Consider the following 14703-nt stretch of genomic DNA (forward strand, 5'->3'; position numbering starts at 1 on the left):
GGTAAACCTGCAGGTAGGAGCGTTGTCAACAACGGCTGTGAGGCATGCCAGCTGGGTGGAGATCCACCGAGGGTGCCGTAACTCACAGGTACATCCCCAGGTCACCGGCCGTCTTATGCACGCGTTGGACACAATTCATGCCGTGGGTTCCGACCACCCTGTGGACCGCCTCGAGACGCAGGGCGGTACGACCGTGGAGGAGGAAAGGGCGCCGCGCGCGACGGGATGCAGAAGCCCACGGACCAGCTGTGGTCCGCCGGGATACCCCTACGCGATGACGGTCGGCGCCGCGCGACGGACGGCGGCGTCGAGAAGTTCGCGGCAGACGACACCCAGGTCCAGTCCCGCCGACTCGAACGCCAGCGGCACCAGCGAAGTCTCGGTCATACCGGGCGCGACGTTGACCTCCAGGAACCACGGCAGTCCGTCGGCGTCCACGATCAGGTCGCTGCGGGACAGGTCACGCAGCCCCAGGGCGCTGTGCGCGGCCAGCGCCATCTGCGCGCACGCGGCCGCTGAGTCGTCGCCGAGCCGGGCGGGCGCGATGAACTCCGTCGCACCGGCGTTGTAGCGGGCGGCATAGTCGTACACGCCGCTGTCGGGCACGATCTCCACCGCCGGCAGCGCCTGCGGCCCGTCGCCCACGTCGACCACCGTCACGCTCACCTCGGTGCCGCCGACATGGCGTTCGATCAGGCTGACGTCGCCGTAGGCGAAGCAGCTGACCATCGCGGCAGGAAGCTCGGACACGTTGTGGACGACGCTGCAGCCGAGAGCCGAGCCACCGCGGGTCGGCTTCACCACCAGCGGCAGCCCCAGCCGGTCGACGATCCGGTCCAGAACCGTCTGTGCACCGAGTTCACGGAACGTCTCGTGCGGGAGTACGACAGACTCCGGCGTCCGGACTCCGGCCGCGGACACCACGGTCTTGGCGACGGGCTTGTCGAACGCCGACCGGCACGCGGCCGGGGTGGAACCCGCGTACGGCACGTCGAGTAGGTCCAGCACCTCTCGCAAGGCGCCGTCCTCGCCCGCCACGCCGTGCAGCAGGGGAAACACCGCGGCCGGCGGATCGGACTGGAGGGACGGAATCAGGCCGGCATCCGCGTCGCGTTCGTCGACCTCCACGCCGACGTCGCGAAGCGCCTCGCTGACCCGGCGTCCGGACCGGAGTGAAACCTCGCGTTCGTGGGAGAGTCCGCCCGCGAGAACCACCACGCGGCCAAGATCGCTCATCTGCCGTCCCTTCGTCACCAACCGGCTCGCCCGCTCGTCTCGCTCAAGCGCACTTCTCAGCGCACCTCTGGGCCAGGGAACTCGATACCTCCGTCGCGGCCACCGCGTACGGGCCCGAAGGTCTCCCGAAGCTCTAGTTCCCGCTCCACCACCGCCGCCAATCGGCGGACACCCTCCCGGATCCGGTCCGGTGGGGGCAGACAGTACGAGAGCCGCATGTTCTGCGAGCCGAACCCGTCGGCGTAGAAGGCCGTACCCGGCACGTACGCCACCCGGGACGTCACCGCTCGCGGCGACATCGCCTTCGCGTCGATGCCGTCGGGGAGGGTGACCCAGACGAAGAACCCACCCCGCGGCGTGGTCCACGTGGTGGTCGCCGGCATCAGGTCGGCCAGCGACTCCAGCATGGCGTCCCTGCGCTCGCGGTACATCTCCCGGAAGGACTTGATCTGGCCCTTCCAGTCGTGGTTGGCGAGGTAGGTCGCCACGGCGTACTGGCTGAACGTCGGCGGGCACAGGGTCGCCGACTCCTGGGCCAGCACCAGCTTGTCCCGGATCGCGTGCGGGGCCAGCGCCCAGCCCACCCGGAACCCGGGCGCGAACGTCTTGGAGAAGGACCCGAGGTAGACCACCCGGGCGGGGTCGTCGGCGCGGAGCGCGCGGTAGGGCTCGCCCTCGAACCCGAGCAGGCCGTACGGGTCGTCCTCGACCACCAGAACGTCGTGCCGGTGACAGATCTCCAGCACCCGCTGCCGCCGGTCGAGGCTAAGCGAGACGCCCATCGGGTTGTGGTAGCTCGGGATGGTGTAAAGCAGCTTCACCCGCCGGCCCTGCGCGGCCAGGGAGGCGAGCGCGTTGTCCAGGTGCTCGGGCACCAGCCCCTGGTCGTCCATCTCGACGTGCACGACGTCGCACTGGTAGGCGGCGAAGACGCCGAGCGCACCCACGTAGCTGGGAGCCTCGCACACCACGGTGTCGCCGGGGTCGCAGAAGATCCGGGTCACCAGGTCGAGCGCCTGCTGACTACCGACAGTCACCACCACGTCGTCGGGGTTGGCGTCGATGCCGACCTCCGCCATCACCTCGGTGATCTGCTCCCGCAGCCGTGGATCCCCCTGGGCAGGGGAGTACTGCATCGCGACCGCGCCGTGGTCGACCACGAGCTCGTTGAGTAGCGAGCCGACCACGTCGAGGGGAAGCCCGGAGATGTTGGGTGAGCCACCGGCGAGAGAGACGACCTCCGGGCGGTTGGCGACGGAGAACAACGCTCGGATCTCGGAGGCGACCATGCCCTTGGCGCGTGCTGCGTACCGCGTGACGTCGGCGTCGAACCTCGTCTCGCGGTGTACTGGCCGGTGCTCCGGACTGCCCTCCATAGCGGCGTACGCTCCTCTCTTCGCGGAAGCGCGCAGCCACATACCCCCTGGGCTGCCCACTCGCTACTACGATGCCCTATGGAGCGGCCTCGCGGGGACCTGGGTCAGCACCAGAAGGGTAGTCATGCGGATCGTCACCTGGATGCTGATGGGCATCGGTGCGGGAGCGCTCGCCGGTTTTGTGAGCGCACTACTGAGGCGACGACACCACCGCGCCGGTGAACCCGTGGTCGCGTACGCCGGCGGCTACGCGGCGCCGGTGGCCTCCGATGACCACACGGCCAGCCAACCGGCCCATACCATCGCTTCGGACAGTTCGCCCTCCTCGCCCTCCTCGGCGGCAAACGGGGCCGGCCACGCAAGCGATGCAAACGGCGCTGACCACGCAAACGGTGCCGACCGGGCCCATCGGGTCAACCAGGCGGCAACCGGGGGGCGGACCGACCGGGCCGAGCACGTCGGTCGGGGAGGGCGCGGGTAGCAACACCATGGGTACCACACGCCGTATCGTCAACATCACTCTCGACAACCTCGACGATCTGCCGTGGCCGTGCCGGCGGTGTGTCTTCTGGGAACTCGATCCGGTCGCTCGCCAACGCGCAGAGGACGCCGGTGACCCCGCGCTGGAGAAGGAGGCGTGGATCTCCGCCGCCCTGCTGGAGTGGGGGTCGTGCGGAAAGGTCTGCTACGTCAACGACGTGCCGGCGGCGTTCGCGATGTACGCACCCCCGTCGTACGTGCCCCGCTCGGTCGCCTTTCCCACCTCGCCGGTGAGCGCGGACGCCGTCCTGCTGATGACGGCGCGGGTGCTTCCGGACTTCGCGGGGGCCGGTCTCGGCCGGGTGATGGTCCAGAGCGTGGTGAAGGATCTGCTCCGGCGAGGCGTCCGCGCGGTGGAGGTCTACGGTGACGCGAACTGGCATCGACCCGAGTGTGTGCTGCCCGCGGACTTCCTGCTGTCGGTGGGATTCAAGACCGTACGCCCACACCATCGGTACCCCCGGCTACGGATCGAACTCCGCAACGTCCTTACCTGGAAGGAGGACGTCGAGGCGGCGCTGGAGAAGCTGATCGACTCGATGACTCCCGAAGGCGTTCCGAACCCCGCCTGAGGTCCGGTCCGGGTTCGGCGTTAGGGCTGACGAGTCGGTCCACCAGGACCGGCTGTCAACCCGGCCTTGTCACCCGCAGGACGGGGTTGACAGGTGCCTGCCCAGGTGCCGAATCGCAGGCAGTAATGGCGATCCGGACGTGAGCAAGGTCCCGTTGACGGCTCGCAACCACACTTGGCTGTACGCGGATGCACCCGACGGCGAGGACACGACGGGAACGCGACCGCAACAGAGCGCGGGCGGGTGGGCGAGCCTGCTGCGGTCAGCGGATGAGTTCGCCGAGCTGGAGCACCCCGGTGGGCGCGTCCATCTCCGGGGGCAGGTAGACCCGCTGGACGGCGACCACGATCGCCTCGGCGACGACGTCCCGGAAGCCGGGGTCGGAGATCCGGGCCGCGTCGCTGGGGTTGGTCACGTAGCCGAGCTCGATGCGGACGGCCGGCATCCGCGTGTAGCGGAGGAGGTCCCAGGTCTTGGCGTGGGTGTGACAGTCGCGCAGGTCGGTGCGGGCGACGATCTCGCGTTGGACCAGACCGGCGAAGCGTTCGCCCAGCGTCGACGGGATGTCGTCCTCGTGGCCGGCGGTGCCGTAGTAGTAGGTCGCGACTCCGCTGGCGTGCGGGTTGGGGTGCTCGTCGACGTGCAACGACACCACCAGGTCGGCGTCGGTCTCGTTGGCGAACCGTGCGCGGGTGGCCTCGTCCGGGCTCGCGTCGCGCCCACGCGACAGGTAGACCCGGACGCCGGTCGCCTCCAGCCGGCCCTCGATCCGGCAGGCGAGGTCGAAAGCGATCTCTGCCTCCGACAACCCGTTGGCCGAGCAGCCCCGGTCGGCGCCGCCGTGTCCGGGGTCGATGACGACCACCTTGCCGGGCAGCCGGGGGCCGGAGCGGTGGATGCGCTCGGACTCGCGGAGCGCGTCGGCCCGCCCGCCGGTGACGATCGGCGACAGCCGGGCGAGCGCCTTGAACGTCGCCGGACCGCAGGTGCCGTCGGCCGGTGCGCCCACGCTGTGCTGGAACTCTCGTACGGCGTGTTCGGTGCTGGGGCCGTACATCCCGTCGATCCGGTCGACCTCGAACCCCAGCTCCATCAGCCGGCGCTGCAGCGTGGCGACGTCGTCGCCGGTGAGCAGGTGGCCGGCGGTGTAGGACAGCAGCCGGTCACCGAGCCGCCAGCGTGCCTCGTCGAGGACGCGGTAGGTCTCGGCGTCGACCACGCCGTTGGCCGTCAGTCCGCGCTGCTGCTGGAACTGGCGTACGGCTCGATCGACGCTCTCGTCGAACGGCGCGTCGACGTGCCCGACGGCCTCGGCGGTCGTCGGCAGTATGCCCAGCTGGACCAGCTTCGTACGGATCTCGGCCACCGCTGGACCGCGGTCGCCCAGCCCGTATCGGTGCTCGGTCATGGGCGCCTCCGAAGTCGCTGCGTACGCACGGGCCCCGGCCTGGGCCCGGATCGGCGTCGCCATGCTATCCATGCCCGCTGGCAGGGCCCATCCCTCGGTGCGGACCCCGGCGAACGGGCCGAGCGTGGCGGATGACGTCCGGCCGGTGCAGAACGGGACCAGCGCGGTGGCGGCGGGGTCGGCCATGGTGGGTGGCCGGGCTCATACCGGCGGGCCGTACGGATGGGGGAGGCCGAAGGTGGGGCCCACCCGAGCCGAAGCAGTGCCGGGCGAGGATGCGGACGAGACGGCCGTACAAGAAGGCCGGTACGCGAAGGCCCCGACCGGCGCCCGCCGCTTCCTTCCGCCGGAGTGGCGGTACGAAACAAGCGGTGCGCACGGTCGGGGCCTTCGGTGGAACCCGAGCGCGGACGGCCCACCCCCTACGGGATGCTCGCCGCGTGCTGGTCGGAGTCAGTCGCGACCAGTCGTGACCCAGCCGGTCAGGCCGGTACGAGGTCCGACAGTTCGGCCTTGATCGCCGCCTTGGGACGCGCGCCGACCAGCGACTTCACGACCTGACCGCCCTTGTAGACGTTGATGGTCGGAATGCCGGTCACGCGGTACTCGAGCGGCGTCTGCGGGTTTTCGTCGACGTTCAGCTTGAGGAACGTGATCTTGTCGGCGTACTCCTTGGCGAGTTCCTCCAGTACGGGCGCCACCTGACGGCAGGGACCGCACCATTCCGCCCAAAAGTCGACAACGACCGGCTTGTCGCTCTGCAGGACCGTGGTCGGGAACTCGGCATCGGTCACCGGCTTGATTTCGCCCACTGGTGTCTCCTCTCGAAGGGTTTTCGTCTCAGGCTTCCACGGTCTGTGCGGTCTGCACGTCCGTGTCGTCTTCCAGCGCCGCCAGGTAGCGCTCGGCGTCCAGGGCGGCGGCCACACCGGTTCCGGCCGCGGTGGCGGCCTGCCGGTAGGTGCTGTCCACGAGGTCACCGGCGGCGAACACTCCCGGCAGGGTGGTCCGGGTGCTCGGGTGGTCGACCAGGACGTAGCCGGCCTCGTCGAGATCGACCTGGCCCCGGACGAGCTCACTGCGCGGGTCGTGCCCGATCGCCTCGAAGAACCCCGTCACCGGCAACGTCGACTGCTCACCGGTCCTGGTGTCCCGCACCAGCAGGCCTTCCAGCTTGTCGGCACCCTCGGCAGCCAGCACCTCGGTGTTCCACAGGAACCGGATCTTGGGGTTGGCCAGCGCGCGGTCCTGCATGATCTTGCTGGCCCGCAGCGCGTCCCGACGGTGCACCACGGTCACCGACCGGGCGAACTTCGTCAGGAACTGCGCCTCCTCCATCGCGGAGTCACCACCGCCGACGACGGCGATGTCCTGCTCGCGGAAGAAGAAGCCGTCACAGGTGGCACACCAGGAGATGCCGTGCCCGGAGAGGAGCTCCTCGCCCGGGATGCCGAGTTTGCGGTAGGCCGAGCCCATCGCGAGGATGACCGCGTACGCCCGGTGCTCGACCCCGGCGGAGTCACGGACGACCTTGACCTCGTTGGTCAGGTCGACGCTGTGCACCTCGTCGGAGACCAGTTCGGCGTCGAAGCGCTCGGCCTGCTTGCGGAAGTTGTCCATCAGGTCCGGGCCCATGATGCCGTCCGGGAAGCCGGGGAAGTTCTCCACGTCGGTGGTGTTCATCAGGGCGCCGCCGGCTTCCACCGATCCCTCGAACACCAGCGGTTGCAGCCGTGCGCGTCCGGCGTACAGCGCCGCGGAGTATCCCGCGGGCCCGGAGCCGATCACGATCACATTGCGGACATCGGACACGGACTACCTCGCTCTCCAAAGCAACTGACGCTGCCCATGCGTAACCGATCCTAGGCGTCGGGCATTCCGGCGCCATCCGGTCGCCAGGGACCTGCACACGCGGTGATGTTCCATGTGACATCAGTCAGAAACCGGTCGATCCGGACCACCGGCGCGCGCTGTGGCGGTGATCAGCGCACCGGCACCTGCGCGGAGTGGACGACGTGTGCCCCTTCCGACGGACATCCCGCGACGGCGTACGCCCGGACCTTGGGCTGGCCCGACGAGCCGCCGCTGGTCCTGATGAGCGCCACGATCACGGGGACGCCGCCGAAGCGTGCTCCGACGGTGTCCAGGAGCGTTCCGCCGGCGCCGGCGTCGTCCAGCACCCGGCTGACGCAGGGGCTGGGGTCGGGGGCGATGCCGTTGTTGCTCTGGGGGCCGATCGGTTTGCCCGGCGCCTTCGGCGCGGCCGCCTCGACGACGGCGCCGACCTCGCTGCCGAAGCCGGCCGCGGAGAAGTCGGTGCCGGCCGCCTTCGCGGTGAAGGCGTAGCTCCTGGGGCGCAACGGTCGCGGTGAAGGGGAGGCGGTCGAAGGCGACGGCGTGCGCGGCGCCGTGGAATGTGATCCACCGGCGACCTGGACGTCGTTGCGCTTGTCGAGGAGGTTGCCGGCCACGCCCGCACCGGCGGCGAGCACGGCCACGCCGGCGGCGACGGCGAGGAGCCGGGAGGGACGAAGCCATCCGGAGCGACGGTCGGCACGGGCGGCATGATCGGCACGGTCGCGGGCGGTGGAGAGCGAGGTCACTCCGGCCTGACCGGCGGCGCGAGTGCGTGCCTCCGCCGCGAGTGCGGACTCCATCCGGTCGGCGACCGCCGACGGCATCTGGGTGGGGATGGCCGCGCTCTCCCGGAGCAGGTGTTCGAGCTCCGCGTGCGCGTCCGCGGCGGCCGAGCACTCCGCGCAGCCGGCCAGGTGAGCGTCGATCCGGGCGTTCTCGGCGTCGGACAGGAGCCCGGCGTGGGCGTCGGCCAGGGTGTCGTCGTCAACGTGCGGGCCGGCCGTCACTTCGCCTCACCTCCACGTCGTCGCGCGCCTCCTCGGCGGTGGGTGGCCGAAGGCCGGGTGTGATCCGGGTCCTGGTCGCTTCGGGCCCCTCGAACGCGTTGGACGTCAGGTGCCGCCGGGTGGTTCCCACCGGCTTCGGCGGGCTCGGAGACGGCGCCGGCGGTCGGTCGGAGGTGGGTCAGCAGCGGCACGAGCCTGGCCCGGCCCCGCGCACACCGGCTCTTGATCGTCCCGGGCGCACACCCGAGGATCTGCGCCGCCTCCTCCACGGAGTAGCCCTCCATGTCGACCAGCACAATCGCCGCCCGCTGGTCCGGATTGAGCGAGTCGAGGGCGGTGAGGACGTCGATCCGAAGCTCCTGCGCCTCCGCCGGGTCCGGTGGCCGATCGGCGGCGAGCTCGGCCGCCCGGTCGTCCTCGGGCAGTGGGTCGGCCGCCCGGACGGCGCGACGCCGGATGCGGTCCAGGCAGGCGTTGACGACCACGCGGTGCAGCCAGGTGGTCACCGCCGAGTCGCCGCGGAACTGGCCGGCGTTGCGGAACGCTGAGATCAGTGCGTCCTGCAGGGCGTCGGCGGCCTCGTCAGGGTCGGACATCGTGCGAAGCGCCACCGCCCACAGCCGGTCACGGTGCCGGCGGAACAACGTGGCGAACGCGTCCGGGTCGCCCGCCACGTGTGCCGCGATGAGTTCCCGGTCGGTCGGTGCACCGCCCTCGGCGAGGGTGTCCGGGGTGCTGGTGGTCATCGGCGTACGACGATCTCCGCAATCCCGCCACGGTATTCGGAACCGTCGGGCGGCAGCTTGGTCAGCCAGACCAGCAGGAACCGGGTGTGCACCGGTTTGTCCGGGCGCAGCGTCACCTCGCCGTCGGCGCCGTCCTGCTTGGCGATCTGCTGCCAGTCGTCGATGCTGGCCGGTGCGCTCGACGCGCCCTCCGGCGCCGCCCGCAGTTGGACGTCGGTGCCGCCGCTGCGCAGGCTGAGCTCGACCCGGCCCACGTCGACCGGCTTGCCGAGATCGAACCAGACGCCCACGCCCGGCTTGAGGCCGCCGAGCTGGGGGTTGTTGCGGTAACTCATCGTCGTCCACATCGTGGCCTGGTCACCGTCGTAGGCCTTGGCGACGTCCTCGGGGTGTTCCTCGCCGTTGCCACCCGGCGGCGGGTCGAAGTCCTTGGCTCCGGTGATCCGGATGGGCGAGCCCGCCGCCGGCGTCTTGGTCTTGTCCGGGGTGGGGGTGTCGCTCGCCGAGGGGGTCGTCGAGGGGCCCGGGTTGTCGAACGCCGTGCTCATCAGCTGCCAGCCGAGCAACCCGGCCCCGGCCAGTACCAACAGCGCCACCAGGGCCGCGGCGATCCGCCACCAGCGTGGCCGCTGCTCGCGTTCCTGCTGGGGGTAGTGGTGTGGGGCCTGTGCGGGCGGGTGCGGCGGGGCGTAGTTGCCGCGCGGGTGCATGGCTTCGTGGGACATGCGGGACATGTCGGCGGGCGGCACCCGCTGGGTCTGGTCGCCGAGATCACCGCCGCCACCGCCGTGCTGGGTGTGGCCCTGTGCGCGGCCGTTGAGGTCGCCGCGGGTGGCACCGACCGGCGGGACACCGACCTGGGTGGGTGCGTCGGCGTAGTTGGGGGCCCCGTGCCCGCCCGCGTGGTGGCCCGGGTCGTGCCCGCCACCGGACATCGAGGCCGGCGGGAGCACTCCCTCGATCGGCGTCATGCCGACGACCTCGGTGAGCGCGGCGGCGATCTGCTGCGGCGTGGTCAGCGGGTCGCCGTGCCGGGGATGCTCGTCGAGGATCCGCTCGGTGATCTCGTCCAGGGTGCGCGGGACGCCGGCCCGGCACTGCCGGGGCGACAACAGTGAGCCGTCGGCCGCGCGGGGTGCGGCGTTCAGTCCGCTGCGCGGCCCGGCCGGCCAGCGCGCGGTCAGCGCGGCGTAGAGGAGCCGGCCGATGCCGACCGCGTCCTCGCGTTGCGGATCGGTGCCGGTCTCCTCGTCGGTGCGGGCACCGCTGAGCGCGGCCTGGGTCGCCAGCCCGACGATCTTGATGGAGCCGGTGTCGGTGACCACCACGGAGTCGGGGTCGAGCCGGTCGTGGGACAGACCCTGGTCGTGGGCGCGGGCGATCGCCTCGCTCACCTCACGGACCAGCAGTCCGGCCTGCTGGGGTGGCAACGGTCCGTCGGCCAGCAGCGCGCCGAGGCTGCGGCCGGCCACCCACTCGCGGACGACGTAGGCGACCCCGTCGTCACGCAGTGCGTCGAGCACGCGGATGAAGCGTACGTCGGCGGCGGTCGCGGCCCGCCGGGACGCCTCCAGCAGATGGTCGACCCGCGGATCGTCCGCAGCCAGCACGTGCACGACCACGGAACGTGAGAGAACCTCGTCGATGGCCCGCCAGGTCTGCGCCACCCCACCGTCGCCGGGGGTCTCCGCGAGAAGCTCGGCGACACGGTAACGACCGGCGAGGGTCACGCCCGGGTCGACATCGGTCGGATGCACGGCCCTCCTGCTCGCCGAGGGACGCGATCCGTCCCGGACTGTCTGACTGGCGCTTACATGCTAATGCCCGATTGCTCCGAGCGCTCGCCCGGAGACGCGCGCGACGAGCGCCGTGGGCCCTCAGGCCGCGGACCGGCCCAGCCGGGTACGGAGCAGGCCGAGGAGCTCGGCGATCTCCCGGACCGCGAACAGCCTGGCCAGGACAAGGTATCCCCCGAGCAGGACCACTCCACCCACCGCCACCGCCAGCAGCTCCACCAGCGGGGAGTCGCCGAGCCCCGCGGTCACGAGCCGGGCGAGGGCGTACGCGAGCACACCGGGGATCAGAGCCGCCCCGCCGGCCCGGGCGTACGTGCTGAACAGCCGGCGCCCGTCGACCCCGCCCATCCGGCGGCGCAGCACGACCAGACTGCCGAGGAACCCGATCCAGTAGCCGAGGCCGTACGACGCGGCGATGCCCACCGTCTTCCACTGCACCGGCAGGACGGCGTAGGCGACCACCGAGCACACGATGCCCACCGCGACCACCCCGATCTGGACGAAGACCGGCGTGCGGGTGTCCTCGTAGGCGTAGAAGCCGCGCAGCACGATGTGGTGGCTGGAGAACCCGATCAGGCCGAGCGCGAACCCCATCAGGACGTACCCCATGAACCGTGCGCTGGTGTCCCCGCCGCCGTGCAGGAAGAAGAACAGCGCGGTCGTCATGTCCGCGCCGAGGGCGAGGAAGGCGATCGACGCCGGGATGATCGCCACGGCCGTGAGGCGCAGGCCGTACGACAGGTCGGCGCGGACCGCACCGTTGTCACCCTCGGCCGCCGACCGGCTCATCCGCGGCAGCAGGGCGGCCACGATCGAGACCGTGATCACCGCGTGCGGGAGCATCAGGATGAGATAGGCGTTGAGGTACGGCGTGAGGCCGTACCCGCTGTCGTGCCCGAACTTCTGCAGCGCCTGCGCACTCACCGCGGTGGTCAGCCGGGTGGCCACGATGAACCACACCTGGTTGACCAGGACGAACCCGACGGTCCAGATCGCCAGCCGGCCGGACTTGCCGATGCCGCCGCCCCGGAAGTCGAACCTCGGGCGGAGCCGGAAGCCCGCGCTGCGCAGGACGGGCAGCAGGCACAGCGCCTGGACGGCGATGCCGAGGGTCGAGCCGAGGCCCAGCAACAGGATCTGCGCGCCGGTGATCTCCTGCGGGGTGTCCGCGTCGGAGATCACGATGAACGCCACGAAGACGACGATCGAGACGATGTTGTTGAGGATCGGTGACCACATCATCGGCCCGAACCGCCCGCGGGCGTTCAGCATCTGGCCGAGGATGACGTACAGGCCGTAGAAGAAGATCTGTGGCAGGCAGTACCACGCGAACGCCACCGCGAGGTCGAAGTACGGCCGGTTGGCCGGCGAGTTCATCGCCGCCCCGGAGTAGGCCCGCACCAGCAGCGGGGCGCAGACCACGGCCACCACGCTCATGCCGGCCAGGACGAGCGCCGCCAGCGTGAGCAGCCGCTGGGCGAACGCCACACCACCGTCCGGGTCGTTCTTCATCGCCCGGACGAGCTGGGGCACGAAGACCGCGTTGAGCGCGCCGCCGGCGATCAGGATGTAGAGCGAGTTGGGGATCGTGTTGGCGAGGTTGAACGTGTCCGCGAAGAACGCCGTGCCGAGTGCCCAGACGAGGACCAGGCTGCGGGCGAAGCCGGTGACCCGGGAGACCACGGTGCCGGCCGCCATGACCGCGCTGGCGCGCAGCAGGCTGGCCTGCTCGCTTCGTGGTTCCTTCTTCTGGGGGACAGCGACGTCACCGTTCACCGCTTCGCCTTCGTCATGTCGGGGCCAGGAGAGCCGGGCTGGGAGCCGGGCTCGGAACCGGGCCGGCTGCCGGATTCCTTGTCGTGCGGCTGCGCGGCCCGGCCGTTGGACCGGTCCGGGTCACCCGGCACGTCGTCCGGAGTCGGCTCGGCCCGATCGGGCTCGGCGGGCTCGCCGACCTCGGTGGCCGCCTCGCCCTGACCGCCGGCCCTGGCCCTCCGTGCCGCCGCGGCCGACCGCAGCCGCCGCACGATACGCGTACCGGCCGCCAACAGCAACAACCCCAGGCCGACGAAGATGACCACCCAGCCGACCTGACCGTAGCCGGTGACCCTGACGAAGAACGGCTGGGTGGCGCCGAACGACGTACCGGAACGGGTCGTCACCCGCGCCTCCATCTGCACCGCGGACCGGACTCTGCTGTCCGCCGGTGCCTGCGCCGTCACGCTCACCGTCGCCTTGCGGTGGGGGTCGACGCGCACCGGGTCGATCGGGGCCACCTTGAGCAGTTCGGGGTCGCGGGGGCGCACCTCGAGGTGTACCTCCACCGGCTGGTTGCCGCGGTTCCAGATCGTCACCGGGAAGCGGCCGGTCTGGCTGGACAGCGTCACCAGGCGTGGCGGGACGACCTCCACCCGGCCGATGGCCGTACGGATCCGGGAGCTCATGCTGTCGACGAGGTCGATCGCGTCGGCGTCGTCGCGCCGCCACGACGTGGAGGCTCCACGCAGGAACTCCCGGTCCAGCGCCGGGCGGGACCGCTCCGGCTCGGCCAGCATGTCCAGGAGTTCGGCCGAGTTGGCCGCGAGCTCGCGCAGGTGCTGGACGTGGCGCGGGCTGAGCTCGGCCCGGGTGTCTCTGGGGGAAGTACGCAGCGGGCCGCCGTAGGCCGTCGGCGCCTGGGACAGCAGCGCGCCGACCGAGAGGGGCCGCAGCCAGGAGACCGACTCGACGGTGCGGAACAACGTGTCGCCGGAGGCACCGGGGTTCCAGTCGCGCGGCATCGCGGCGACCATCCGCCGCAGCGTGGTGGCCGGGTCGCCGCCCTGCATCGCCGCCAGCGCGGTCTCGCTCAGGAACCGCTGCTGGATGCTCACGGGTGAGGACTGTCCGCCCGGCCCGCCGGCGGTCAGGGACGGGTCGGCAACCAGCGCGGTCACCGCGCCTTCAGGGGTGGCCAGCGACGCCACCGGGCTGGAGCCGTCCTTGGGCAGGGTGGGCAGGGCCGGCTGGGACAGCAGCACCGTGTGGGCCTTGCTGGCGGCGATCGTCTCCAGGGTGCCCGCGTCGGCGTAGCCCGCGCCGGGCCAGACGAGGGTGCCGCCGGTCTGGTACTCGTCCGAGGCCTGGTCGGCGGCCCGGACCGCCTGGGGGTAGCGGTCGGTGAGGTGGTAGCGCTGCAGAGCGGGCAGGTCGGGGTCGGCGTACGGCAGCATCTTCGCGTCACCGGCAGCGAGCACACCCCGGGCGCGGTTGAGCCACCGGCGCACGTCGGCGGTCTGGGCGGCACTGACCTTGGTGCCCGACGAGGTGGTGAACCCGTCGGACATCCGCTGCGCCTCGTCCAGCAGGGACGGGTCGACGAGGAAGCTGAGTCCGTGGCGGGCGCCGAGTTCGAGCAGCCGGCTCAGCCGACCGTTGGGCCCGAACTCCCCGAGCGCCGGGGTCTCGGCGGCGTCGTTGCTCCCGGACGGGGAACGCATGACGTCGCCGTCGACCAGGCGCGGCTGGTCGGTGACGGGCAGGACGAACGCCACCTCGACCGGCGTCAGCTTGGTGCCCGCCGGGAGATACGGCAGGAAGGTACGAGCCCGCCAGGTTTCCCGCAGGCTGGAATCCGGCGTGGTGGCCCGGATGTCGACGCCCACGACGTACACACCGGCCGCGTCCAGTCCCAGCTGCGCCATCGGCACGTTGACGTCGAAGCGCGCGGCGGCGTGCGGCCGCAGCCTCGGGGCCACCTGGTCGACGAGGTTCCACGGCTGGTCCAGGCGGGTGCCGAGGCGTTCGCCCGGCTGTTCGGCGGCGGCAGTGGTGAGCTCGTCACGGGACGTGAGGGGTGACTGATCGAACCACAGCATCGCGTTGACGGTGGACAGCGGGACGTCGCCGGAGTTGACCACCCGGCCGGTGATGCGGAGGTTTTTCGTCCCTTTGGTGGCGTACGGCGTCACGGAGTCGATCTGGATGCGTACTCCCGGCACCTGGGCCGAGGCGGGCGTCGCGGAAGCCGTGACCAGGCCGCCGACGCAGGCCAGCATCGCCAGCACCGCCAGGACGGCGGTCGCCAACCTTGCTCGACCCGCCAACACGCCTCGATGCTAGGGCATGTCTCTATGCGGGGTGCCTGACTCGGTCCGCGCCCACCACGGCGTACGGCCACACCCGA

At 71.2% G+C, this 14703-nt stretch carries 12 protein-coding genes; 2 read left to right on the forward strand and 10 right to left on the reverse strand.

Features of this window, described 5'->3' with window-relative positions; all coding sequences use genetic code 11:
• Window positions 1-267: 267 nt before the first annotated feature.
• Complete coding sequence (locus tag F4554_RS00740) at window positions 268-1236, reverse strand: D-alanine--D-alanine ligase family protein (protein ID WP_179785563.1); 969 nt, start codon at window positions 1234-1236, stop codon at window positions 268-270.
• 56 nt (window positions 1237-1292) lie between these two features.
• Window positions 1293-2648: an aminotransferase-like domain-containing protein gene (locus F4554_RS00745; protein WP_420360741.1), complete on the reverse strand. Its 1356-nt coding sequence runs from the start codon at window positions 2646-2648 to the stop codon at window positions 1293-1295.
• 88 nt (window positions 2649-2736) lie between these two features.
• On the opposite strand from F4554_RS00745, the gene F4554_RS00750 reads away from it, so the two are divergent.
• Both F4554_RS00750 and F4554_RS00755 read left to right on the forward strand, forming a co-directional pair.
• Window positions 2737-3093, forward strand: a complete 357-nt coding sequence (locus tag F4554_RS00750; RefSeq protein ID WP_179785565.1) for a hypothetical protein — start codon at window positions 2737-2739, stop codon at window positions 3091-3093.
• A 7-nt stretch (window positions 3094-3100) separates the two neighbouring features.
• The gene (locus F4554_RS00755) at window positions 3101-3724 is read left to right on the forward strand and encodes a GNAT family protein (protein ID WP_179785566.1); all 624 of its coding nucleotides are present in this window, start codon (window positions 3101-3103) and stop codon (window positions 3722-3724) included.
• A 262-nt stretch (window positions 3725-3986) separates the two neighbouring features.
• On the opposite strand, the gene F4554_RS00760 is transcribed toward F4554_RS00755, so the two are convergent.
• The 8 genes from F4554_RS00760 to F4554_RS00795 all read right to left on the reverse strand — a co-directional run bounded on the left by F4554_RS00760 (window position 3987) and on the right by F4554_RS00795 (window position 14626).
• A complete protein-coding gene (locus F4554_RS00760; protein ID WP_179785567.1) occupies window positions 3987-5132 on the reverse strand; it encodes an N-acetylmuramoyl-L-alanine amidase in 1146 nt (381 codons plus the stop codon).
• A 482-nt stretch (window positions 5133-5614) separates the two neighbouring features.
• A complete protein-coding gene (gene trxA, locus F4554_RS00765) occupies window positions 5615-5944 on the reverse strand; it encodes a thioredoxin (protein WP_337795813.1) in 330 nt (109 codons plus the stop codon).
• Between the two features lie 28 nt (window positions 5945-5972).
• The gene (trxB, locus tag F4554_RS00770) at window positions 5973-6944 is read right to left on the reverse strand and encodes a thioredoxin-disulfide reductase (protein WP_179785568.1); all 972 of its coding nucleotides are present in this window, start codon (window positions 6942-6944) and stop codon (window positions 5973-5975) included.
• A gap of 170 nt (window positions 6945-7114) precedes the next feature.
• Window positions 7115-7996 carry a zf-HC2 domain-containing protein gene (locus tag F4554_RS00775; RefSeq protein ID WP_179785569.1) on the reverse strand — a complete coding sequence of 294 codons (882 nt, stop codon included), beginning with the start codon at window positions 7994-7996 and terminating at the stop codon, window positions 7115-7117.
• Window positions 7993-8742 (reverse strand): RNA polymerase sigma factor SigM, encoded by a 750-nt coding sequence (sigM, locus tag F4554_RS00780; RefSeq protein ID WP_179785570.1) that lies wholly within the window; start codon window positions 8740-8742, stop codon window positions 7993-7995. The genes F4554_RS00775 and sigM overlap by 4 nt, the downstream gene beginning before the upstream one ends.
• Window positions 8739-10499 (reverse strand): protein kinase family protein, encoded by a 1761-nt coding sequence (locus F4554_RS00785; protein ID WP_179785571.1) that lies wholly within the window; start codon window positions 10497-10499, stop codon window positions 8739-8741. The genes sigM and F4554_RS00785 overlap by 4 nt, the downstream gene beginning before the upstream one ends.
• Before the next feature lie 120 nt (window positions 10500-10619).
• Entirely contained in the window at window positions 10620-12314 is a 1695-nt protein-coding gene (murJ, locus tag F4554_RS00790) for a murein biosynthesis integral membrane protein MurJ (protein ID WP_179785572.1), read from the reverse strand.
• On the reverse strand, window positions 12311-14626 hold the full coding sequence (locus F4554_RS00795) for a DUF6049 family protein (protein WP_179785573.1): 2316 nt from the start codon (window positions 14624-14626) through the stop codon (window positions 12311-12313). The genes murJ and F4554_RS00795 overlap by 4 nt, the downstream gene beginning before the upstream one ends.
• Window positions 14627-14703: the final 77 nt, after the last annotated feature.

This window comes from Actinopolymorpha rutila (assembly GCF_013407855.1).
GTDB lineage: Bacteria > Actinomycetota > Actinomycetes > Propionibacteriales > Actinopolymorphaceae > Actinopolymorpha > Actinopolymorpha rutila.